We start from the raw sequence: 24680 nt of genomic DNA, 5'->3' as shown, positions 1-24680 counted from the left end.
TTTATAATTAACTATTATCTTTTCTATTTAAATTTTGAGATAATATCACCAAAATTAAAAGCAGATATGATATAGTAATATGAAAATCTTAGAAGGAGGAATTAGGGATGCGCTACCTAACTGCAGGTGAATCACATGGTAAACAATTAACAACAATAATTGAAGGAATACCTTCACATATGCCATTACTTAAAGAAGATATTAACGAATCTTTACTTCGTAGACAAAAAGGACATGGGCGAGGTAAACGAATGCAGATTGAAAAAGATCTTGTAGATATAACAAGTGGTGTTCGGCACGGTTATACCTTGGGATCCCCCATTTCTTTAGTGATACATAATGATGATTTTAAACATTGGACCGATATTATGGGAGAAGATCCTATACAAGAAGACATAAAAATACGACGAACCATTTCACGCCCTCGACCTGGGCACGCAGATTTAAACGGATCTTTAAAATATGGTCACCGGGATATGCGGAATGTATTGGAACGTTCCTCAGCACGGGAAACAGCAGCACGTGTAGCTGCCGGAGCAGTAGCAAAAACTCTTTTAAAACATTTAGGTATAGAGATTTCCGGGTATGTAAAAGAGATCGCTGGAATTAGAGCAAATGAAAACCCATCACTTTCTATCGATGAACGAAAAAGTATATCTGAACAATCACCTGTGAGAACCTTAGATTCCAAGGTGGAAAAAGAAATGATGGATGCGATTGACGTTGCAAAAAAAGATGGGGATTCGATTGGTGGAGTAGTAGAGGTTTATGTAGAAGGTATGCCAGCTGGTATTGGATCTTATGTTCATTATGACCGAAAGCTTGATGGAAGAGTTGCTGGAAGTGTCATGAGTATTAATGCGTTTAAAGGTGTAGAGTTTGGGTTAGGTTTTGAAGCAGCTCGGAAGAACGGCAGTCAAGTACATGATGAAATTGCCTGGGATGAAGAAAATGGCTATTACCGAAAAACAAATCGTTTAGGTGGTTTTGAAGGTGGTATGACTACTGGAATGCCACTTGTTGTCAAAGGTGTTATGAAACCAATCCCAACACTATATAAACCACTTCAAAGTGTGGATATTGAAACGAAAGAACCATTTAACGCAAGTATTGAACGCTCGGATTCTTGTGCTGTACCAGCAGCATCTGTAGTTATGGAACATATTGTTGCATTTGAGCTAGCTAAAGCTATAACAGAACAGTTTCCAAATGATCAGTTCTCTAAGCTAAAAAAAGCCATTGATGATTATCGTGAAGAAATCAGGTGCTTTTAGTGAATGATCTATTCATAAAATCAAGCTCACACTCTTATCATATTTATATTAGGGAAAATATACGCTTTAATGTAAATGAACTCCTAGCAAAAACGTATTCTTCCATTCTTATAATAACTGATGAAAACGTTGCACCTTTATATTTGGAGGATGTTAAAGAGAGCTTACCATCTGAACGTGTGTATACAACAATCATACCTGCTACAGAACGCTCAAAAGGGATTCAAACATATTATCAGGTGCATACAGAAGCAATACAATATGGCTTAGATAGAGAATCACTTATTATTGCTCTTGGTGGAGGAGTTGTTGGTGATTTAGCTGGTTTTGTAGCGGCAACGTATATGCGAGGAATTGATTATATTCAAATGCCCACAACTATACTTGCGCATGATAGTAGTGTCGGAGGAAAAGTCGCGATCAATCATGAACTTGGTAAGAACTTAATAGGTAATTTTTATCCGCCTGTAGCAGTCGTCTATGATGTGCAAGTACTAGAAACAGTAAGTGAGAAAGAGGTTCGATCAGGTTATGCTGAATTAATAAAAGAAGCATTAATTGCAGATGAGAGCTTTTTTAAGTCAATAATGGATACTTCCCTTACTTCACTAACAAATGAACAATTGACTACACACATACGCCAAGGGATCGCTATAAAGGCCACTATTGTAGAACAGGATGAACGAGAGGCGAATACACGCAAATACCTAAACCTTGGACACACGCTAGGTCATGCGATTGAGAGTGAACTTGGGTATGGTTCCATTACACATGGAGAAGCAGTGGCTATTGGTATGTTGTTTGCTATGAGAGTAAGCGAACAGAAATATTTTATAAAACTGCCTGATCAAGAACTTCTTGAATGGCTACAGAATAATAATTACCCTTTGCAACTAGGCAGTATAAATACAAATAATTTGTTGAATAGAATGAAATCAGATAAGAAAGCTGTTAGTGGTAAACTTCAAATGGTCCTATTAAAAGATGTTGGAGTACCAGTGATAGAAGAAGTAAGTGAAGATGATTTGAACTTATATTTATCATCATTCACAGACGAGTTACTAAATAGTTAATACTTGGTTCACACAGAAGAAAACGGCCATATTTAATACGAGAAGGGTGAGTAAATAGGATGAATGGGAAGCTAATATTAAATCAGTTATCACAATATCAACCAGGAAAACAAATTGAAGATGTTAAAAAGGAATACAACTTGTCACATATAGTGAAATTAGCTTCAAATGAAAACCCATTTGGCTACTCCTCTAAGGTAGAGGAACAACTAATGGGCATGAAGCATTCATTTAATGTCTATCCAGATGGCTATACTACAAATCTTAGAGCTTCATTAGCTAAGAAATTACATGTTATGGATAACCAACTTATATTTGGAAGCGGATCAGATGAAATCGTCCAAATGTTGTGTCGTGCCTATTTGTACCCTGGTGTTAATACAATTATGGCCACACCAACATTCCCACAATATCGTCATAATGCATTGGTTGAGGGCGCTGTAGTCACAGAGATACCAACCGTTAATGGATATCATGATCTTGAAGCAATGTTACATGCTATCGATAGTGAGACAAAAATTATTTGGCTTTGTTCACCAAACAATCCAACTGGCTCAATTATCCCAAAAGATGCGTTATATGATTTTCTAAATAGATGTCCAAAACATGTTTTGGTGGTTTTAGATGAGGCATATTATGAGTATATTGATCAAGAATTAGATCCTGAAGCTATTAATTTAATAACAAAGCATCCTAATCTAATTGTATTACGTACTTTTTCGAAAGCATATGGATTAGCGGGACTACGCGTTGGTTATGGGGTTTCAAATGAAAATACCATTTCAAATTTAAATGTTGTCAGAGGTCCTTTTAACACGACTTCTTTGACTCAGCAGGCTGCAATAATAGCCTTAGAGGACCAGGAGTTTATTCAAAACTCGATAAAGAAAAACAAAGAAATAAAACAGGATCTGCAACACTATTTGGATGAGTTAGGTTGGAACTATTATGATTCACAGACAAACTTTTTATTGATTTCCACTCCAATCAGTGGAGATGATACGTTCCAGTATTTGTTAGAACGCGGATTTATTGTGCGATCAGGTGAAGGATTAGGTTGCCCAAATACGATTCGCTTAACGATTGGTTCTGAAGATGATATGGAACAAATTAAAACTCTTTTAGGTAAGTTACACAAGGAGACTAGCAAGGAGATATAATAATGAAACGTACCATATTTGTAATTGGACTTGGGCTAATAGGTGGGTCATTGGCAAAATGCTTAGCCCAGTCAACAGACAATCATGTTATCGGATTTGATATTAATGATCAAACCGTTAAATATGCACATATGCATGGAATCATTGATGAAATAGCTTCTAATATCCAGGATGCGTCTAAAAGATCTGATTATATATTTTTGGCAACACCGATAACACAAACCATTCAGTTACTGCATGAATTAGATTCGTTTACATATGATCAAAATGTTGTTATTTCGGATGTTTCCTCTGTTAAAACTTCAGTAATTCATGTTGCTGAATCACTATCCAATCAACGAATAGCCTTTATTGGTGGACATCCAATGGCGGGGTCACATAAAAAAGGGATACAAGCTGCCAAAGAGCATTTGTTTGAAAATGCCATTTATGTATTGACACCTGGTTCTAAATGTGAAGAAAGAACTGTAGAAGTACTAAAAGACGTGTTAAAGCCTACGAAAAGTAATTTTATAACGTTAAAGCCTACAGAACATGATGAAATGACTGCAGTAGTGTCACATTTTCCGCATTTAATAGCTTCTTCACTCGTTCATCAAGCTAAAAAATGGGAACATACACATGATTATATTCCAAAACTTGCAGCAGGTGGATTTCGTGATATTACTAGAATCGCTTCAAGTAACCCAGATTTATGGCAGGATATTTTTTATCATAACAGAGTGAAAATGTCGCAATTACTTCAAGAATGGATTGACCAGATGAAAGATATAAAAAATCTACTAGAACGAAATGATAAAACACAATTGACCTCCTATCTTAACCAAGCTAAAGAATACAGAGATGGATTAGGAGAAAAGAAAAGAGGTGCCATTCCTTCCTTTTATGACTTATATGTGGATATTAGAGACCAAACTGGTGCAATCGCTTCTGTTGCACAACTACTCGCAACGAAAGATATTAGTATAACAAACATAGAAATTCTAGAAATACGGCAAGGAATTACAGGTGTTTTACGGCTAAGTGTTGCCTCACAAGAAGAACAACAGGAAAGCTATCACCTTTTAAGGGAAAATGGATACGAAATAATGATTGAACAATAAGATTGACAAAAGCTAAATGCGCCCACGCATCGCGGGTGGGTCGACGTTGCCGCCGAAAGCGGTGGTATTAATCGATCTTCCATATCCGTATGAGATAAAGCGTGAGCGAATCGATGTTGACATATCGTAAGAAGGATCAGGAAGCCCACTAGCAGTACGGGCGCTGGCCGATGAAAACGCCACGTCCTTGAAAAAGAAATGCGCTTTTCTACGTGCGATGCTTTTCAGGGGAGCTTTCCTTATCCTGTGGCGTCGTCGGCACTGGACGTGGCTTACACAGTTAATAAATTATCCACAGCTCCAAAATTTATAGTTTCTTATACTAGGACAAATAATAAGGGAAGTGATGTTAAATGAGTGAAGTACGTCTTAATCCTCATTCCAAAGCTATTTCAGGAGTAATTCAGGTACCTGGAGATAAATCAATATCTCATAGAGCGGTCATATTGGGGTCATTAGCTAAAGGAAGAACCAAGGTAACTCATTTTTTAGATGGGGAAGACTGTATGCGAACTATTCATGCATTCCGTGCATTGGGTGTAACTATTGAAAAAAGTGATCAGACTGTTCTAATACAAAGTGATGGATTTTCTTCTTTCATTGAACCAAAAGAACCATTATACTTTGGTAATTCCGGAACAACAGCCAGACTAATGTTAGGAATATTAGCCGGACTTCCATTTTTTACTACCGTTTATGGAGACGCTTCACTAAGTAAACGACCAATGAACCGTGTTGTTTCACCTTTAAAACAAATGGGCGCTTATTTTGACGGACGAAGTGAAGGAGACTATTTACCAATATCCATAAGAGGGGGTAATTTAAGCCCAATCAAGTATACACTTCCAGTAAAGAGTGCTCAGGTTAAGTCTGCAATTCTGTTTGCAGGACTTCTTACTGATGGTACTACCGAAGTCATTGAACCTACTTCGACTCGAGATCATACAGAAATAATGCTACAAGCGTTTGGAGCAGATGTAGCAAAAAGTGATCAGCATATAAAAGTTACGAATAAACAACAGTTAACAGCAACTGATGTTTTTGTACCAGGGGATATTTCTTCTGCTGCATTCTTTTTAGTAGCAGCAGCAATTGTACCTAATAGTACATTAACGTTGGAAAATGTTGGGTTGAATAAAACGAGAACGGGTATTATTGATGTGTTAAAACAAATGGGCGGTTCTGTTAGTATAAATGCGAATGAAGCCATCAAAACGGAGCCCACAGGGGATATTACAGTTGACTATAGTGAGCTGACAGGTATTACAATTGGTGGAGACATTATTCCTAGATTGATTGACGAATTACCTATTATCGCGCTGTTGGCCACCCAGGCAAAAGGTAAAACTGTAATTCGTGACGCAGGTGAGCTTCGATTAAAAGAAACGGATCGTATCGCTGCAGTTGTTGAAGGGCTTTCCAATTTGGGTGCACGTATTGAGGCTACAGAGGATGGCATGATTATTCACGGACAGACACCATTAAAAGGTGGTCATGTTACTTCCTATGATGATCACCGAATTGCCATGATGGCAGCTATATCTTCGCTTATAACCAAAGAAGATGTAGTAATAGATGACACATCTTCTGTTGCCATATCATATCCAGGATTTTTTGATGACCTTAATCAGGTAACAAGCTGAAGAATCTGCTCATTGCAGGTTCTTTTTTAATAGTAGAGAAAGTGAATTTTGAAAGTTATGTATCTACAGAAACGGGCACGTCCAGCTCCGACGTACAGAACAAGGAAGGCATCGACAGCGAAGAAAAAGCGACCTTCTTTTTCAAGGACGTACTATTCCCTTGGTAAAGGAATAGATTGACCTTTGTTCAGCATTTCTTTTATTTGAAGATAAAGAAGCTTTTCTGTATGATGAAATTTACTAGAGACATTGTTGATGTATGAAAGGAAGTTCGTGATGGAAACAATTATGGAAGCAGTTCGGTTGATGGAAAGTAATGAATCGAATAAAGCAATCGCTATGTTAGAAGAATATTTACCTTTAGCAGATGAAGAAGAAAGATATACAATTGCTGAGTTGTATTTACAGTGGGGTTACTTAGAAGAAGCTAGTGTAATTTTGTTTGAGTTACTACAGCAATATCCAGATGAAAGTGAATTAAAAGTAATGCTTGCTGATATTTATATAGAACTAGACAACGATGAAGAGGCTATAAATTTATTAAATGAAATAGGAGAAGATGATGAAGCATATTTACAAACTCTTATTCAATTAGCTGATTTATATCAGGCACAAGGTCTATTTGAGGTAGCAGAACTAAAATTACTTACTGCTAAACAGTATGAACCTAATGAACCATTAGTTGATTTTGCACTAGGTGAACTGTTATTTTCTACTGGTGATTACAAAAAGGCTATTACGCATTATGAGAAAATTCTACCCTATACAAAAGAGATGGCAAACGTATCTATTAACGACCGGCTAGCAGAAGCGAATGCGGCTATAGGGGAATATGAAAAAGCTTTACTAATTTTCCAAGATGTTGATAGTGAACATCCTGATACATTGTTTAAGTATGGTTTTACTGCATACCATGCAGGTCGAAATGATATTGCTATAAAGGCATGGGAGCACGTAATTGAAATCGATTCATATTACCATACCGTATATTATCAGTTAGCAAAAGCATACGTGGAAGAAGAAATGATAGATAATGCTTATGAAACAGCCAAAAAAGGGTTATCAATCGATGAGTTTAATAAAGAACTATATTTTTATGCAGGGTCTATAGCACACCAGCTTGATAAAGATCAGGAAAGTGAGAAGTGGGTTCGAGAAGCAGTCGCATTAGATCCGGATTATAAGGATGCAGTATTGTTTTTGATCGAATTGTTAAAATCTCGAGATGATTTCACTGGAATTATTGATCTGTTAACAGAAATAAAACATACAGGGGCACAAGATCCTCAGTATGAGTGGGAGTTAGCCCGAGCATATAATGAAAATGAATTATATGAAGATGCATTAAAACACTATAATGAAGCATATAATACTCTAAACCAAGATAGTGACTTCCTGAAAGAATACGCCTATTTTCTAACAGAAGAAGGGAGGATCAATAAAGCAATTCCAGTATTTGAATTGTATTTGGAGCAACAACCATTAGATACGGAGATTGAAGAACACCTGAACCGTCTAAAACAAACAGGGGAGAATCAAGGGTCTTAGTTAGAAATGGATACTAAGGAGGGATATGTTAGATGCAAACTCCTATTTCCGCAGAAGAGAAAAAGACATTTATTCAATGGTTTTTAAATCATTATCAACTAAAGAAACGTGAGAGTGTTTGGATCTTAAATTATCTAATTAACCATAACAAAATATTATCACATGTTCATTTTGTCCACGATGTAAAATTTTGTCCAAGAGGAATTATTATGTCTAGTCATTGTTCGGAGGAAATACCTTTTCGGTTCTACAAAAATTCATTTGTTACTACAGATGCTGAAAAATCCTTTCACGATATTCGTTTAAACCAAAATGATGCCTTATATATACAGCTTAATTTTAATCAATCTCACCAAAATCCATTGTATGTTTCCGTAATAGAAGAAAACCCATTTATTCCCGAAACTTATTTTATTACAAAACAGGACCAGGAGATTGCTAGAAATTTATTAGATAAGTCTTTATTCGAATACAAAAAGAGAATAATTGAAGAGTCAATAGATAGATCATTAGATGAAAAAGATCAAGAAACCTTTTTCCGCTTAGCAAAAGAATTACATAATCTTGAGGCAACGAATAGGAATCAACCTAAAATGCAAAAGCAATAGGTTGATTTTTTTTGCCCAATTAAGATAAGATTTAAAAAACAGTATTATATTTTTTTAGAATTTGTAGAAGAATACATAGAAAGGCTGGATTTATCATGAAATGGATTAAATCAGACTTGGAACAGTATAAGCAGGCGAAGGAGTATGTTGATACAATTGTAGTACCACTCATACCTTTTCAACTATCACAAGATGACGATTTAGAAAAGAGTGCGTTTCAACGTGAAGTTCTTTCGCTTTTTTCAAAGGAAATTGAAAAAGAATTAACAGGTCGTATTATGTTGATGCCAAGTTATAACTATCTTAAGAATTCAACAAAAGACAATGAAGTCGAACGAATAAATGAATGGGTAAAAGATGCAAAACAACAGCCATTTATTCATACTTTTTTTATTACATTTGATTCCACATGGAAAAAAAGTGAACAAGCTATGGAAGGAACATTGTTATGGTTTCCCGGGATACAATCAGGAGATTTACACACAAAAGAAATGAATACGATGATTCGTGAACAAGTAGCCCAAATAGTAGACCTAATTAGGTCCTATTGGTAATACATGAAATGATACAAGCTATGGAAATCGAAACTTTTGTTAACAATTACTATTTTTATTGACCGGACAAACAGTTTGCGCTATCATGGTAATGTCCTAGTAATCTGATTAAAAATTATTTGTCCGTGATTAATCAATAGAGGGGGGAAAATCATGAGTGAAAAGAAGCAACAAGTATCCCGTCGGCAATTTCTAAATTATACACTTACTGGTGTTGGAGGATTCATGGCAGCAGGAATGCTTGTTCCTATGTTGCGAATGGCGGTTGACCCGGTTTTAAAACCATCTGCAGCTGGAGATTTACAAAATGTAGGGTTAGCTGTTGAGGATATTACAACTGAACCACAGCGTGTCGATTGGAAGATCGATCAAGTGGATGGTTGGTATGAGTCTGAAGTTGGTAAAACGGCATGGGTTTTTAGAAATGAGAATGACGAGATTTTGGCACTTTCCCCAATATGTAAACACCTTGGTTGTGTAGTATCTTGGGAAGGTAGCGAAGAGTATCCAAACGAATTTTTCTGCCCATGTCACGATGGACGCTATTATAAAGACGGTACAAATGTTCCAAACACACCACCTTTAGCGCCATTAGATGAGTATGAGCAAAAAGTAGAAAATGGAATGTTATACTTAGGCATGGCAAAACCAAGAGGGGAGGCGTAATTATTTATGCTACAGAAAATTTACGATTGGATTGATGAGCGTATAGATGTTACGCCTTTATGGCGCGATATTGCGGATCATGAAGTACCAGAACATGTTAATCCCGCCCACCATTTCTCAGCTTTTGTTTATTGCTTTGGGGGTTTAACATTCTTTGTAGTTGTTATCCAAATACTTTCTGGAATGTTTTTAACGATGTATTATGTTCCAGATATTGAAAACGCTTGGAAATCTGTCTATTACTTACAAACAGAAGTAGCGCATGGTCAGATTGTAAGAGGAATGCACCATTGGGGCGCAAGTGTTGTTATTGTTATGCTATTTTTACATACATTGCGCGTATTTTTCCAAGGCGCGTATAAAAAACCACGTGAGCTTAACTGGATGGTTGGAGTATTGATTTTCTTTACTATGCTCGGACTTGGATTTACGGGTTATTTACTACCTTGGGATAACAAAGCTTTCTTTGCAACACAAGTAGGACTTGAAATAGCAGAGCAGGTTCCTTTCTTAGGTCAAGAAATTAAAACATTGCTGGCTGGTGATGCAAATATTGTTGGTGCTCAAACATTAACAAGATTCTTTGCTATTCACGTATTCTTTTTGCCAGGAGCCTTGTTCGCTCTGATGGGAGCACACTTTGTCTTAATCCGTAAACAAGGAATTTCTGGGCCACTATAAACTTAAAAGGAGGGAAAAGCTGTGCACAAGGGTAAAGGAATGAAGTTCGTCGGAGACTCACGTATTTCTGCCGAACGTAAACCAAATATACCAAAAGATTACTCTGAATATCCTGGTAGAACGGAAGCATTTTGGCCCAACTTTTTATTAAAAGAATGGTTGGTAGGAGCGGTATTCTTAGTTGGATTTATGAGCTTAACCTTAGCTCATCCATCACCTTTAGAAGGTGTTGCGGATCCAACTGATGCAGCATATATACCTTTGCCGGACTGGTACTTCTTGTTCTTGTATGAACTGTTAAAATATGATTTTGCTAGTGGACCATATATACTGTTTGGTATTTTAGTTCTTCCTGGACTTGCTTTTGGTGGACTTTTATTAGCTCCGTTTTTAGACAATGGTCCTGGTAGAAGACCTCATCAACGACCAATTGCAGTTGGAATGATGTTACTAGGTGTAGCTTCTGTTATATGGCTAACATATGAATCTGCTTCACATGTTGATTGGGAAGCTCGAGCAGAACAGAATAAACCAATTCCAGAATCCGAGATAGAAATAGATCAAGAAGATCCTGGATATGCTATATATGAAAACAATTGTATGACTTGTCATGGTGAAGATCTTTCAGGAGGTCCAGCTGGGCCATCATTAACAGGTATAGATCGTTCTGCTGATGAAATTGCAACAATCGCACAAGAAGGTATTGCCACAATGCCTGCAGATCAATTTACTGGTTCAGACGAAGAGTTAGATCAATTGGTTGAATTTATTGTTTCCGTAAATGAACAAGCAAATGAATAACATTTCAATATAAAAAACACCTTTGCCATTTGGTGAAGGTGTTTTTTTTCCATATTTAAATGGGTTGGAAAGGAAGTAAAAGACACAATGATTAAATATATTCTTCTTGATAAACGATTTGTTATCAGCTTGTTTATTATTAATTTAGTGGGTACTATTTATGGCTATATGTGGTATGAAAGTCAACTTTCTAATACACCAGCAAAGTTTCTTGTTTTTGTGCCTGATAGTCCTACAGCCAGTTTGTTTTTTACTATATTTTTGTTATTTTTTATTTTTAAAAAACATGTACCTTACATAGAAGCATTAGCAATTATGACGTTATTTAAATATGGTATTTGGGCTGTAGTAATGAATCTTTTAACGCTGGAAATAAATGGGACATTAAGTTGGCAAGGGTACATGTTAATTGCGTCACATGGTGCAATGGCAATACAAGGCTTACTTTATGCTCCTTTTTATAAAATAAAATTAAGACATATTGTATTCGCTTCTATTTGGACGTTACATAATGATATCATTGATTATGTTTTTGGAATGATGCCAGTTTATTCATCCTTGAATGATTATATGAATGAAATAGGTTATTTTACATTTTGGCTTAGTATATTATCGATATTCATAGCTTATAAATTAACTATTTCTAAAAAAAGAGTAAATAGTCTATAAGTTCTATGTTATATATTCTTCCGTCGAATCATACATTTATTAGGAACAGAATATGTATGTGAGGTGGTCTCTATGGATAAGAATTTTAAGAGGTTGGTCTTCATTGTACTCATAGGGATTGTTATCTTTTTATTCATCCAACCAAGTGATATCATAGCAGATACCGTCGCAAAGACAGAAACAAAAAAAAATACTGAAATGATTCCTTTTTATTGGATGATCCTTATTGTTGGTGGATGGATTGCTATTACATTATCTTATGTAAGTTGGAGAAAATATAAAGGTGAACAAAAAAAACGAATGAAGAAAAGATTTAAATAGTTGACTGATTCATCAATTTTGACTAAAATTGACCATAGATAGACTATTGAATTTAATGGAGGAATATACATGTCACTTGGAGGATATCTTATCTACATCGCCCTATTATTAATTATCCCGATGTGGGCTCAATCTAAAGTTAAAAGTACGTATAAGAAATATTCTAAAAAAGCAACATCCTCATCCATGACAGGCGCTGAGGTTGCTCGTAAAATATTAAATGATAATGGATTATTTGACGTACAAGTCGGAGAAACCAAAGGAATGCTTTCTGATCACTACGACCCACGTAAAAAGATAGTAAGGCTTTCTAGTGGGAACTATCATGGACAGTCCATGGCATCATCTGCAATTGCTGCACACGAAGTTGGACACGCTATTCAGGATGCTGAAGAATATGCATTCTTACGTTTCCGTTCTTCATTAGTTCCTGTTGCCAGTTTAGGAAATAAAATGTCATTCTTCTTAATCTTTGCCGGTATTATTTTCCAGATGGGAAATCTGTTATTGCTTGGGATAATTTTTATGTCAGCAGCAGTATTGTTCCAATTAGTAACATTACCGGTTGAGTTTGATGCTTCCAACAGAGCAATGGGACAGTTGGTAGCTACTGGTGTTATAAATAATAACGAGGAACGTGAAACGAAAAAGGTGTTAAATGCAGCAGCATTAACCTATGTAGCAGCAGCATTAGTAGCTGTTGCAGAACTAGTACGATTTATTTTAATGTACACAGCAAGTAGTGATTAATATGAAAAACTAAAAGGATGACATGCTAACACAAGCATGTCATCCTTTTAGTTTTGTTTCATATCGTATGTTTTGTTGCTGCGTTATTCTCGCAGTTGATATAAAATGCGTCGTAACGCTTGGTTTATTTCTATAAGTTGTGCTATTGCCGCCGTCCGGGATCGCTACGGACGGATGCTTTCCGCGGGCACGGCCTCAGCCTCCTCGAGAAAACCACTCTGCGGGGTCTTCGGACACGTGCTGTTCCCACAGGAGTCACCGCCCTCCGCTCATCCGAACTGGTAAGGTGTTTTATTAATACAGATACAGTCCCACGACAGTAACGGAAATAACAGCGGAGGAAATACACGTAGACTCCTTGAAAATGTAAAGACCACATTTTCTTCGTGCGATGTCTAGCTATGTAGCTTTCCTTATCCTGTGGGAGCAGAGGCCTAGGAGGCTGTCCGATGGAATAATTTCTGTGAATATATATGCATTCACACTGAATTATTAATGTATAATCCACCATATTTTGAATAAATATTCGGCAATTTCACTTCGTCGGACAGCCTCCTAGTTGAGACCCCAGAGAGCGTTAGCTCGAGGAGGCTCATCAGCCGCCCACGGGTAGAAGACACTGCGCAGTGAAACGAAGCAGATGTCGCACTTGTACCCGGATGGGTGAAAGCGAAGTGTATTTCCATAGCGGTAGGTTAACCGTCACATCAAGTTACGTCGCATTTTATATCTATTATGGCAAAAACAACTTTTTAGAAAACAGCCTTAGATTTTAGTCATCAATTGGATTTTTATTCTCATCCAGTGTAAACCCTTCGCCAACAACATCATGTACTGTACTTACCGCTACAAACGCATGTGGGTCTATTCCGTTAATAATGTTTTTCAACCGGACAATTTCATTTCTGCCTACAATACAATATAACACATCACGTCTTTCGCCTGTAAAACTTCCTCTTCCATCCAACACGGTAACTCCCCGATCCATTTCCTTAATTATGGTTTGAGCAATTAAGTTGCTTTCACTAGATATAATCGTTGCACCACGTGCTGAATACGAGCCTTCTTGTATAAAGTCGATAACCCTTGCAGCAATATAAACAGCAACAAGTGTATACATACCTTCTACTAGTTCTAAAATAGTAAAGACAGATGTTGTTATAACGACGAAATCAAATAAAAACATTGTCCGCCCCATCGTCCAACCAACATATTTATGGACGAGCCTCGCAATTATATCAACCCCACCAGTAGTACCACCATATCTAAATATTATTCCAAGACCCACACCGATAAACACACCAGCAAAAAGAGCTGCAAGTGTCATATCCGACTGCAGATACGTCGGAAAGGGATTAATTTGAAAAATCATTAAAAATAATGAAACTGCAAACGTACCAATAATCGTATAAATAAACGTACTCCTACCTAGAAACTTCCATCCTATGAAAAATAGCGGTATATTTAAGATGATATTTGTAATTGCAGGGTCCCATTCCCAGGCAAAATAAAGAAGCAGGGTAATACCCGTAAATCCACCTTCACCAAGGTTATTCTGCATATTGAAATGTACAATACCAAATGAAAAAATGGCTGAACCAAAGATAATAAAAAAGATATTTTTAAATTTTAACCCAAACATCTGTAACCCTCCAATCCTGTAATTACCATAAATTGCATAGGCACTTCCACTATTATAGTCAACAATAATAACAAGAACAATCCTTATTTTTATTATTACAGTGTGAATAATTTGTCAAACTAATCCCTTTTAGCTAACATTAAAGAAGATTCAAGATGAAGGGGGAAGTGATGTCAATTAACAAACCACTATATACCACACAGGATATTCAGAAACGAGTAGATACTTATATATCTCAATTTGAAGAGGGATATTTTTCCCCACTAAGTTTGATGGCAAGATTAACAGAGGAATTAGGAGAAATGGCTCGGGAAGTTAATCATCACTATGGTGAGAAACCAAAAAAAGAAACGGAAAAGGACAAAGCGATTGAAGATGAGCTAGGAGACATAATCTTTGTACTTACTTGCTTCGCTAATTCTTTAGATATAGACTTATCTGAGGCTTTTGATAAATCGATAACGAAGATCGAAACCAGGGATAAAAACAGGTGGACAAGAAAAGATCAAACTTAGAATGTGAAAATAGATTACATACGTGTAGGAGGCAAACAACAATGTCAATAAAAATAATAATAGCAGGACCTCGTGGAAGAATGGGTTCAAAAGCAATTAAAATGATAAATGAGGAAGAATCCTTTGAATTGGTTGCTTGTATTGATCGTAAAAACAATGGTAAACAAAGCAAGGAAATTACGATGCTACCCAATTTAAATGTACCAATATTTGATGATGCCAATGAATGTTTTAAAACAGTTGATGCTGATGTTTTTATAGATTTAACAATACCTGATGCTGGATTTAATCACACTAGAATAGCATTAGATAATCAAATACGTACGGTTGTAGGAACATCAGGATTTTCAACTGAACAAGTAAACGAATTGTCAAATCTCGCTTCATTGCAGAACACTGGTTGTATAATTGCACCTAATTTTGCTGTTGGTGCGATTCTAATGATGCAGTTTGCGAAATTGGCAGCGTCCTATTTCCCCGATGTGGAAATTATTGAAAAACACCATGATAAAAAACTGGATGCTCCTTCTGGGTCTGCTGTAAAAACTGCTGAGCTTATTATGGACTCCAGAAAATACAAAAAACAAGGACATCCAGAAGAGAAAGAGACTATGTCAGGTGCTCGTGGTTCTGACATAGATGGAATGAAAATTCATAGTGTACGCCTACCAGGTCTTGTTGCTCACCAGGAAGTTATCTTTGGTGGACCGGGCCAATCATTAACCATAAAACATGATTCATATAATCGTGATTCATTTATGGATGGTATTAAATTAGCTGTAAAAGAAGTAATGAATATGAATGAATTAGTTTATGGTCTTGAAAACATAGTGACAATCAATTAAGTAACAATGATAGTTACAGGGGGGCTTTATATGAACATTGCACTTATTGCTCATGATAAAAAGAAGCAGGATATTATTGGTTTTAGTATTGCATATAAAAACGTATTAGAAAAACATCGCTTATTTGCAACTGGTACTACAGGGGAAAAAATAACGGAGGCTACTGGTTTATCTATTCATAGATTTCAGTCAGGACCACTCGGTGGAGATCAACAAATAGGTGCTATGATTGCAAATAATCAGATGGATGTTGTCATCTTTTTTCGCGACCCATTAACAGCTCAGCCTCATGAACCTGATGTAAGTGCACTTATGCGTTTATGTGATGTACATCTAATCCCATTAGCAACGAATTTGGCTGCTGCAGAAATTGTAATTCGCGCCTTGGAGCGTGGCGATTTCGATTGGAGAGAAATTGTTAAAGAAAATAAACAAAGGGAATCAAACGAATGAAAAAAATAGGTATTACTTGTTATCCTACAGTGGGTGGTTCTGGGATTATTGCCACTGAGTTAGGAATGTTAATGGCCGAGCTTGGTAATGAAATTCACTTCATAACCTCAAGTTTACCGTTTCGGTTGAATCGGGTTTATCCCTCGATCTATTATCATGAAGTTGAATTAAATCATTATCCAGTGTTTCAATATCCACCATATGATCTTGCATTAGCGAATAAGATGGCAGAGGTAATCGATAGAGAAAAACTTGATATTTTACATGTACATTATGCAATGCCACATGCTATATGTGCTATTTTAGCTCGAGACATAGCTGAACATGATGTAAAGATTGTTACGACATTACATGGTACGGATATTACCGTTTTGGGTATTGATCATACTTTTAAGAAAATGATTAAACATGGAATTGAACAGTCTGATGCAGTTACTGCTGTCTCTAAAAGTTTAGTGGACCAAACAAAAGACATGTTAGGGATAACCAAAGATATACACGTTATCTATAATTTCGTGAATGAAGAAGAATACAAAAAGAAAGAATTAACAACTATTAAAGAGCAGTATGGAATTGAACCAAATGAAAAAGTAATTATCCATATATCTAATTTTCGAAAAGTAAAACGCATTTTTGATGTTATACATACATTTAATAAAATTCAAAGTCAGATCGACACAAAGCTTCTTTTGATAGGGGATGGGCCGGAATATGCAGAAGCGTTTCAACTAGTTTCAGAGCTTGGGTTACAGGATAGTATTTTATTTTTAGGAAAGCAAAAGAATATTAGTGATTTACTATCTATTTCTGACTTAAAACTACTTATGTCTGAAAAAGAAAGCTTTGGATTAGTTTTATTAGAAGCAATGTCATGCCGAGTACCTTGTATCGGAACTAATGTAGGTGGAATTCCTGAAGTAATTCGTCATAATGAAACAGGATATATTGTTGAATTAGGGGAAACAGACAAAGCGGCTTCTTTTGCTATTCAATTATTGGGTAATGAAGCGTTATTAGAGAAATTTTCCAGAAATGCATTAACACACGCTAGGAAGAATTTTCACTCACAAGAAATCGTAAACCAATATATGGATTTATATAATAGAGTAATAAGTCATTCTAAATAAGAAATTGGTGATGATTATGCTTAACCATCCTTTTGAAGAAGCGACAGCAATAATAGAAGAATTAGAAATCCATGGCCATCAGGCTTATTTTGTGGGTGGCTGTGTTCGTGATTTACTGTTGAATCGTTCCATTGGTGACATAGATATTGCAACTTCTGCTAAACCACAAGCGGTACAAGAAATTTTTCAAAAGGTGATTCCTGTTGGTATTGACCATGGAACGGTAATCGTTCGCCACAACAAGCAATCCTATGAAGTTACTACCTTCCGAATTGATGGAAGTTACTCTGATAAAAGACACCCGGACGATGTACAATTTATTCAAACGATTGATCAAGATTTAAAAAGAAGAGACTTTACAATAAATGCACTAGCAATGGATAAAGATGGTAGTATAATTGACTTGTTTAATGGCAGAGACGATATAAAACATAAATTGATTCGCACGGTAGGGAATGGCTATGAGCGTTTTACAGAGGATGCACTCCGCATTATTCGCGCTCTTCGCTTTTCTAGTCAATTAGGATTTGTAATAGAAGATAAAACACTAGACAATATAAAGCAAGTACAGCACCAAATAAAAGATCTTGCTGTGGAGCGTATCGCAAATGAAATTGTAAAGCTATTTGCCGGAGATTTTGTTAACCTGGGAATAGACTATTTAAAACAAACAAATGTATATAAACATTTACCAATTATGATAGAATATCCATATATAGTGGAACGAATTCCGGCTCCTATTAAACCATTACACTCGTTTGCTGAAATAATTGCCTTATTTCATCATGTAGAGTCTGAAGTGAGCATACAGGAATGGATTCGGCAATGGAAATGTTCTAATAAAACAAGAATTGAAGCGTTACAGCTAGCAGATGCACTTACATATTACCGTAAGTATGGTCTTGATAACTGGCTAGTCTATAGCTTACATCATGATTATTATAATGGTTTTATTCGATTACAGAATTTGTTGTTACCATGCCCATCTAAGATTTCTCGTCATGAAATAGATTCAATTGAAGATCAGCTCTGTATACAAACAAAGAAGGATTTGGCATTAGATGGAAATGATATTCATCAATTATTTCCTAATACAAAAAAGGGTCCTTGGGTGGGACATTTGTTGGATCGAATTGAAAAAGAGGTTGTATTTGATAATGTAACGAATGAAAAATTGATGATAAAGGAGTGGATAAATTGGAATCCACCCGAAATAGACTAATTGAACTATTAGCAAACGCTAAAGAACAATATATTTCCGGCCAAAATCTGTCTGAAAAACTGAACATATCCCGTAGTGCTGTATGGAAGCATATGAAAGAACTCGAAAAGGACGGATATAACATTGAGGGTGTCTCCAAGAAAGGCTATCGAATTTTAGAATACCCTGACAAACTAAGTGCAAATACACTTCAATGGGGGTTAAATACAAAATGGCTTGGTAAAACAATTATTCATAAATCTGTTACACCATCCACACAACAAGTAGCTCATCAAGCAGTACAAGAAGATGCAGTACATGGAACAGTAATAATAGCAGATGAGCAAACCAAGGGTAAGGGAAGGATGAACCGTTCTTGGCATTCAGCCAAGGGCAAGGGTATCTGGATGAGTATTGTACTGAAACCAGAAATTCCACCCCATCTTGCACCACAATTAACGTTATTGTCTGCCACTATATTAGCAGAGACGTTAGCAGAATTTACTGCATTAGAACCTAAAATTAAATGGCCTAACGATATCTTTATACATAATAAAAAAACGGCTGGTATTTTAACAGAAATGCAGGCTGAACAGGACCAGATTCAATATGTTGTGATTGGTATGGGTATAAATGTTAATCAAGACGTAGATGAAATTCCTGAGGATCTAAGGGGAAAAGCTACCTCGTTACAAATAGAGTCAACCAATAGTTGGAATATAACAGAGCTTATTCAACATATTTTAGTTAAATTTGAAGATGCTTATTCGAAATACATAGAGAATGGATTTTCAGATGTCAAAGTAATTTGGGAACGTTATGGCTACAAGATTGGAGAAATAGTCACGATAAAAACGATGCGTGAGAGTTGGAAAGGAAAATTCTTAGGTATTGCTGAGGATGGTGCATTATTAACGACTAAAGATGGTGAAATAAAAAAATTATATTCTGCTGAAATTGAGTGGAATTAACAAGGAGAGAGAGCCATGTTGAGTAGGTTAGATCTACAGAAAATGAAGCACAATAAACAGAAGATCTCCATGATTACTGCATACGATTACCCTTCTGCTAAAGTAGTCGAAGAAGCGGATGTTGATATGATTTTAGTTGGCGATTCATTAGGGATGGTCGTTTTAGGTTACGCCTCAACTGTTCAAGTTACAGTAGACGATATGGTTCATCATGCAAAAGCGGTAAAGCGTGGTGCCCCGGATACGTTTATGGTCGTGGATATGCCATTTATGTCGTATCATATATCATTAGAAGATTCGTTAGCTAATGCTCAAAAAATATTTCAACAGACGGATGCTCAGGCAATCAAGATAGAAGGTGCATCTACAGAGGCATTATTATTAACAGAACGTCTAAGTGAAGCTGGAATTCCTGTAGTTGCTCACTTAGGACTTACTCCACAATCTGTTCATGTATTAGGTGGCTATAAAGTCCAAGGTAATGATTCAGAAGCAGCAGAAAAACTACTTCAGGATGCTAAAGCGATAGCCGAACGTGGTGCCATCGCACTTGTATTGGAATGCGTTCCAAAAGAACTGGCATCCATCATAACAAATGCATTAACCATCCCAACAATTGGAATTGGTGCTGGTATAAATTGTGATGGGCAAGTATTGGTCTATCATGATATTTTACAATACGGAGTAAGCCGTGTACCAAAATTCGTTAAAACCTATGCTGATTATAATTCAACTGGAATCGAAGGAATTAGGTCATATGTTTCTGAAGTAAGGCAAGAATCTTTTCCAAAAGATGAACATTCCTTTACCATCAAAAACGCTGATTTTTTACCAACTGATTAAGTAGGGAGATATTATGGAAATTATTCGATCATTGCAGGAAATGCAACTTAAATCGTTAGAACTTATCCGACAAAACAAACAAATAGGTTTTGTTGCAACAATGGGTTTCTTTCATGAAGGTCATACGAACCTAATGAAAAGGGCCAAGCAAGAAAATGACATTGTTGTAACCAGCATATTTGTTAATCCACTGCAATTCGGTCCAAGTGAGGATTTCGAACAATACCCAAGAGATGAACAACAAGACACGACTGTCGCAGAGCAGGTAGGTGTAGATTATTTATTTTTACCAGAAATTCAAGACATGTATCCTACACCATTGATCATATCGATGAATATTGAAGATCGAGCAGATGTATTATGTGGCCGTTCTCGTCCAGGACATTTTGAAGGTGTTATTACAGTTCTGTCAAAGCTATTCCATATCATTCAACCGAGTAAAACCTATTTTGGTATGAAGGATGCTCAACAAGTTGCGGTGGTTGATGCACTAATTAAAGACTTAAATTTTCCAATTGAATTAATTCCTGTATCAACAACTAGAGAAAAAGATGGACTGGCTAAAAGTAGCAGAAATGTTTATTTAACAAACAAGGAACGTCAGGAAGCTCCACAGCTATATGGCGCATTAAATAAAGGCCGAAAATTAGTAGTTGACGGAGAGACAAATACTGATATTATTGTAAAAGAGGTTATGGATGTGATTAATAATCATACATCAGGCAGAATAGATTATGTTGAATTATTAAGTTATCCTCAGTTAGAACCCGTTTCTGTGGTCAATCGCCCTGTAGTATTAGCAGTTGCAGTACACTTTAATCGTGCTAGGTTAATCGACAACCTCCTTTTTGATGAATATGGAAATTTAATTAAACAAATATAAATGGGGGAAGTAAGTATGTTTCGCACCATGATGAAAGCTAAACTTCACCATGCACGTGTCACAGAAGCAAACTTACATTATATCGGCAGTGTAGCGATTGATTAGGACATATTAGAACAAGTTGATATTTTACCACATGAGAAAGTACAAATAGTAAATAATAACAATGGTGCAAGATTAGAAACTTATGTGATCCCTGGTGAAAGAGGATCCAAAGTTATATGTTTAAATGGAGCAGCTGCAAGATTTGTTTAAAAAGGAGATACGGTTATCGTAGTGTCTTATGCTTCTGTTTCCCATGAAGAGTTAGCATCGTTTAAACCAAAAGTTGCTATAATGAATGAAGAAAATGAAATCGAGCAACTTATCGATCAGGAACCTCCATTAACTAAAATGTAGGCGGGTGTGATACTCTTATCATTTTTGATAAGGGTTTTTTCTTTTATAATACATTTACTTATTATAGAGAGTAAGGTGGAACAATGGACAAATATGTTGTAATTGATTTGGAAACTACAGGGCATTCCCCGGCAAAAAGTGATAAGATTATTGAAGTTGGTTTAGTGATTATTGAAGATGATGTTATTGTCGATGAATTCTCCACCCTACTTAATCCTAATCAGCCCATTCCGCCTTTTATATCTAATCTGACAGGAATTCATGATGAGGATGTGGCCTATGCACCGACTTTTCATGAACAAGCAAGTGACATTGCTGAAATGTGTAAAGATAGTTACCTAATAGCACATAATGTTCCGTTTGATTTAGGATTTATAAATGAAGAATTTGCTGGATTAGGGATGGAAAGATTAACAAATCCGGTAATTGATACAGTAGAACTTGCTCGAATACTCTACCCCCAATCTCCAAGCTTTAAGTTGGGGCAATTAACAGAATACTTGGATATACATCATTCAGACCCTCATCGAGCATTGTCTGATGCGTTTGTAACTGCAAAACTATTTTTAAAAATGAAACAAAAAATAAATCAGTTACCATTTGAAACAGTCAGCCATTTACTTCATTTAGAAAAATCACTTAAGTCTGATTTAAGTCATTTACTTGATGAAAGGCACCATGCTTTAGCTTTTTCATTACAGAAACGTGACGATATGGATACATATGGTGGATTAGCGTATAAGAAAATGGTCGACCATTCTGTCACAGAGGATGAAATTGAAACGCCTTTTGGAATTTACTTAGATGACATCTATGAAACAAATGGCAGTATGCACCAATTTATGGACAACTATGAAAAACGCAGTGGGCAGAGGGAAATGTCAGAGACTATATATGATGCATTTCAATCTAAATCCCACGCTTTAATCGAGGCAGAAACTGGTACAGGAAAATCACTCGCTTATTTAATTCCTGCAATTTATGAAGCTGCTTTGACACAGAAGCGGATTATAATAAGCACCTATACAACTCAATTACAATCTCAATTATTAGAAGAAGAAATACCATTAATAAGTAAGTTAGTGTCAATTCCGTTTAAAGTAGCGTTATTAAAAGGGAAGCAGCACTATATTAGCCTTGAAAAATTTGCTCATGAATTAGCATCTGAGCAACAGGAAAATTACGATGTTATACTAACGAAGGCTATGATTTTAGTTTGGCTTACCGAAACCGAGACAGGGGATATTGATGAGATTCAGTTACCTTCAAGTGGTTATCTGTTTTATAAAAAGATTTCTACAGATTCAGAAGGTATAATGGATCCACACTCACCGTGGTTTTCCCGTTCTTTTTATCAAAAAGCAAGGAAAAAAGCACAACAAGCAAATGTAGTAATTACAAATCATGCTCTACTCTGTACAGACATGTTTAACGACTATCAGTTCTTGCCAGCGTACGAAAAAGCAATTGTTGATGAGGCACATCATTTAGAAGAAACCGCATCTAAACATTATGGCTTAAAATTAGATTATGTAACTTTACAATACAGTCTTAACCAGATTGGTACCATTGAAGAAGATAATTTTATAGGTAAGTTGATCAAGAAGTATAGTGTAGATGAAAATCACCCGTTACTTGAAAAATGGAATGATATGTATGGAATAACAAAACATGAGACTGATGACTTATTTCGAACAATATTTCAATATGTTTATACGCAGCACAAAAATGACAAATCATTAAGTGACATCGGTAGAATACAATATCGGTTTGACTTAGGTAAAGAGAATTCAGCTAAATGGAATACAGTGGTTGAAATGGCTACGAGACTAACGTTTTTCCTTAGGGATCTAATTCATATGCTGTCCAATTTTAAAGAGTATCTGGAGAAAATGGAGCATTATGACAGATTTGATAATGAAGATATATTAAATTGTATGAATCAACTTCAATCACTAATTGATCGTGTTGAAAAATTGTTTATAATGGAAACACCAAAGACGGAGGTTAAATGGATCGAAATTGAGGCAAGTGGTGCGAGAAATGCTGTTTATTTATACAGTGAACCAACTGATATTTCGGACTTTCTCCATGAAGATTTTTTTGCAAAAAAGAAGAGTGTAATTTTAACTAGTGCCACATTGACAATGAAAAGCTCTTTTTCTTTTATACAAGATCGTCTCGGTCTACAATCAGAAAATGTAGTAACCATGAAGATTAATTCACCATTTTCGTATGAAAACCAGGTACAACTTATGGTGCCTAATGACTTTCCAGATATTAAGTATGGAAATATGGATGATTTTATTTATTCTGTTTGTGAAGCAATCTTATCTTTAGCTGAAGTAACCAAAGGGAGAATGCTTGTACTTTTTACTTCCTATGAAATGCTTCGTAAATCATATACACTTTTAAAGGAAACGATTGACATCAACAGCTATATGTTAATAGCGCAAGGAATATCCAGTGGAAGTCGTGCAAGACTGAAGAAAAACTTTCAAACATTTGACCAATCCATTTTATTAGGGACAAGTTCCTTTTGGGAGGGTGTCGATATACCTGGTGAGGACTTATCTTGTTTAATGATCGTAAGACTTCCTTTTCAGCCACCAAATCACCCGATATACGAGGCTAAATCGAGTTATTTAAAACAAAAAGGAAAAAATGCTTTTATGGAATTATCATTACCAAATGCTGTAATAAGATTTAAGCAAGGATTTGGCAGGCTAATTCGATCATCTAGCGATCGTGGTATTGTCTTTGTATGTGATGCTCGTATCATTAAAGCACGTTATGGCAAATACTTTATTGATTCCATACCAAATGTTCCAATCACACACGATTCCACCCAACAGCTAATAGAAAAGGCAGAAAAGTGGTTTTAAAAGGTAAGAGCGTTTGAACATTTCATGACAAAAAACCACTGATGCATGTAATTGATGCATCAGTG

General features: G+C 36.0%; 24 protein-coding genes and 1 pseudogene. 24 read left to right on the top strand and 1 reads right to left on the bottom strand.

Annotation, left to right across the window (positions count from 1 at the left end; genetic code table 11):
• Positions 1-107 precede the first annotated feature (107 nt).
• The 14 genes from aroC (at position 108) to ACFQ3N_RS09755 (ending at position 12851) form a co-directional block, all read left to right on the top strand.
• Positions 108-1274, top strand: a complete 1167-nt coding sequence (aroC, locus tag ACFQ3N_RS09820; protein WP_390361891.1) for a chorismate synthase — start codon at positions 108-110, stop codon at positions 1272-1274.
• Positions 1274-2347: a 3-dehydroquinate synthase gene (gene aroB / locus ACFQ3N_RS09815; RefSeq protein ID WP_390361889.1), complete on the top strand. Its 1074-nt coding sequence runs from the start codon at positions 1274-1276 to the stop codon at positions 2345-2347. Before aroC ends, aroB begins: the two co-directional genes overlap by 1 nt.
• A 59-nt stretch (positions 2348-2406) precedes the next feature.
• On the top strand, positions 2407-3507 hold the full coding sequence (hisC, locus tag ACFQ3N_RS09810) for a histidinol-phosphate transaminase (RefSeq protein WP_390361887.1): 1101 nt from the start codon (positions 2407-2409) through the stop codon (positions 3505-3507).
• 2 nt (positions 3508-3509) lie between these two features.
• The gene (locus ACFQ3N_RS09805) at positions 3510-4610 is read left to right on the top strand and encodes a prephenate dehydrogenase (protein WP_390361885.1); all 1101 of its coding nucleotides are present in this window, start codon (positions 3510-3512) and stop codon (positions 4608-4610) included.
• Between the two features lie 353 nt (positions 4611-4963).
• The gene (aroA, locus tag ACFQ3N_RS09800) at positions 4964-6253 is read left to right on the top strand and encodes a 3-phosphoshikimate 1-carboxyvinyltransferase (protein ID WP_390361883.1); all 1290 of its coding nucleotides are present in this window, start codon (positions 4964-4966) and stop codon (positions 6251-6253) included.
• Positions 6254-6529: 276 nt separating this feature from the next.
• Positions 6530-7801, top strand: a complete 1272-nt coding sequence (locus ACFQ3N_RS09795) for a tetratricopeptide repeat protein (RefSeq protein ID WP_390361881.1) — start codon at positions 6530-6532, stop codon at positions 7799-7801.
• 32 nt (positions 7802-7833) lie between these two features.
• The gene (locus tag ACFQ3N_RS09790; RefSeq protein ID WP_390361879.1) at positions 7834-8409 is read left to right on the top strand and encodes a ReoY family proteolytic degradation factor; all 576 of its coding nucleotides are present in this window, start codon (positions 7834-7836) and stop codon (positions 8407-8409) included.
• Between the two features lie 95 nt (positions 8410-8504).
• On the top strand, positions 8505-8963 hold the full coding sequence (locus tag ACFQ3N_RS09785) for a YpiF family protein (RefSeq protein WP_390361877.1): 459 nt from the start codon (positions 8505-8507) through the stop codon (positions 8961-8963).
• A 153-nt stretch (positions 8964-9116) separates the two neighbouring features.
• Positions 9117-9629 (top strand): QcrA and Rieske domain-containing protein, encoded by a 513-nt coding sequence (locus ACFQ3N_RS09780; RefSeq protein WP_390361875.1) that lies wholly within the window; start codon positions 9117-9119, stop codon positions 9627-9629.
• Positions 9630-9635: 6 nt separating this feature from the next.
• Complete coding sequence (gene qcrB, locus ACFQ3N_RS09775; protein ID WP_390361873.1) at positions 9636-10310, top strand: menaquinol-cytochrome c reductase cytochrome b subunit; 675 nt, start codon at positions 9636-9638, stop codon at positions 10308-10310.
• Between the two features lie 21 nt (positions 10311-10331).
• A complete protein-coding gene (locus ACFQ3N_RS09770) occupies positions 10332-11111 on the top strand; it encodes a menaquinol-cytochrome c reductase cytochrome b/c subunit (protein ID WP_390361871.1) in 780 nt (259 codons plus the stop codon).
• A gap of 87 nt (positions 11112-11198) precedes the next feature.
• Complete coding sequence (locus tag ACFQ3N_RS09765) at positions 11199-11780, top strand: DUF1405 domain-containing protein (protein ID WP_390361869.1); 582 nt, start codon at positions 11199-11201, stop codon at positions 11778-11780.
• Between the two features lie 72 nt (positions 11781-11852).
• Positions 11853-12101 (top strand): sporulation protein YpjB, encoded by a 249-nt coding sequence (locus ACFQ3N_RS09760; RefSeq protein WP_390361867.1) that lies wholly within the window; start codon positions 11853-11855, stop codon positions 12099-12101.
• A gap of 69 nt (positions 12102-12170) precedes the next feature.
• The gene (locus ACFQ3N_RS09755; RefSeq protein WP_390361865.1) at positions 12171-12851 is read left to right on the top strand and encodes a zinc metallopeptidase; all 681 of its coding nucleotides are present in this window, start codon (positions 12171-12173) and stop codon (positions 12849-12851) included.
• A 772-nt stretch (positions 12852-13623) separates the two neighbouring features.
• Here the strand turns inward: ACFQ3N_RS09755 and ACFQ3N_RS09750 are convergent.
• On the bottom strand, positions 13624-14493 hold the full coding sequence (locus tag ACFQ3N_RS09750) for a YitT family protein (RefSeq protein WP_390361864.1): 870 nt from the start codon (positions 14491-14493) through the stop codon (positions 13624-13626).
• Positions 14494-14663: 170 nt separating this feature from the next.
• Between ACFQ3N_RS09750 and ACFQ3N_RS09745 the strand changes: the two genes are divergently transcribed.
• The 10 genes and pseudogenes from ACFQ3N_RS09745 to dinG all read left to right on the top strand — a co-directional run bounded on the left by ACFQ3N_RS09745 (position 14664) and on the right by dinG (position 24615).
• Positions 14664-15008 carry a nucleotide pyrophosphohydrolase gene (locus ACFQ3N_RS09745; protein ID WP_390361862.1) on the top strand — a complete coding sequence of 115 codons (345 nt, stop codon included), beginning with the start codon at positions 14664-14666 and terminating at the stop codon, positions 15006-15008.
• Between the two features lie 41 nt (positions 15009-15049).
• Positions 15050-15853, top strand: coding sequence for a 4-hydroxy-tetrahydrodipicolinate reductase (gene dapB, locus ACFQ3N_RS09740; protein WP_390361860.1), 804 nt, complete (start codon positions 15050-15052; stop codon positions 15851-15853).
• A gap of 30 nt (positions 15854-15883) precedes the next feature.
• Positions 15884-16306: a methylglyoxal synthase gene (mgsA, locus tag ACFQ3N_RS09735; protein WP_390361858.1), complete on the top strand. Its 423-nt coding sequence runs from the start codon at positions 15884-15886 to the stop codon at positions 16304-16306.
• Positions 16303-17433 (top strand): N-acetyl-alpha-D-glucosaminyl L-malate synthase BshA, encoded by a 1131-nt coding sequence (bshA, locus tag ACFQ3N_RS09730; protein WP_390361856.1) that lies wholly within the window; start codon positions 16303-16305, stop codon positions 17431-17433. Before mgsA ends, bshA begins: the two co-directional genes overlap by 4 nt.
• Positions 17434-17443: 10 nt before the next feature.
• Positions 17444-18655 (top strand): CCA tRNA nucleotidyltransferase, encoded by a 1212-nt coding sequence (locus ACFQ3N_RS09725; RefSeq protein ID WP_390361937.1) that lies wholly within the window; start codon positions 17444-17446, stop codon positions 18653-18655.
• On the top strand, positions 18622-19605 hold the full coding sequence (locus ACFQ3N_RS09720; protein ID WP_390361854.1) for a biotin--[acetyl-CoA-carboxylase] ligase: 984 nt from the start codon (positions 18622-18624) through the stop codon (positions 19603-19605). Before ACFQ3N_RS09725 ends, ACFQ3N_RS09720 begins: the two co-directional genes overlap by 34 nt.
• A 15-nt stretch (positions 19606-19620) precedes the next feature.
• Entirely contained in the window at positions 19621-20448 is an 828-nt protein-coding gene (gene panB, locus ACFQ3N_RS09715; RefSeq protein WP_390361852.1) for a 3-methyl-2-oxobutanoate hydroxymethyltransferase, read from the top strand.
• 13 nt (positions 20449-20461) lie between these two features.
• The gene (panC, locus tag ACFQ3N_RS09710) at positions 20462-21331 is read left to right on the top strand and encodes a pantoate--beta-alanine ligase (protein WP_390361850.1); all 870 of its coding nucleotides are present in this window, start codon (positions 20462-20464) and stop codon (positions 21329-21331) included.
• A 15-nt stretch (positions 21332-21346) separates the two neighbouring features.
• Positions 21347-21730 (top strand): annotated as a pseudogene (panD, locus tag ACFQ3N_RS09705) (aspartate 1-decarboxylase).
• 83 nt (positions 21731-21813) lie between these two features.
• Positions 21814-24615, top strand: coding sequence for an ATP-dependent DNA helicase DinG (gene dinG / locus ACFQ3N_RS09700; RefSeq protein ID WP_390361848.1), 2802 nt, complete (start codon positions 21814-21816; stop codon positions 24613-24615).
• The last annotated feature ends 65 nt before the right edge of the window (positions 24616-24680 follow it).

The organism is Virgibacillus byunsanensis, from assembly GCF_042675965.1.
Classification (GTDB): domain Bacteria; phylum Bacillota; class Bacilli; order Bacillales; family Amphibacillaceae; genus Virgibacillus_R; species Virgibacillus_R byunsanensis.
Note: the sequence above shows the minus strand (reverse complement) of the source record. Positions and strands in the feature narration are given on the sequence as shown.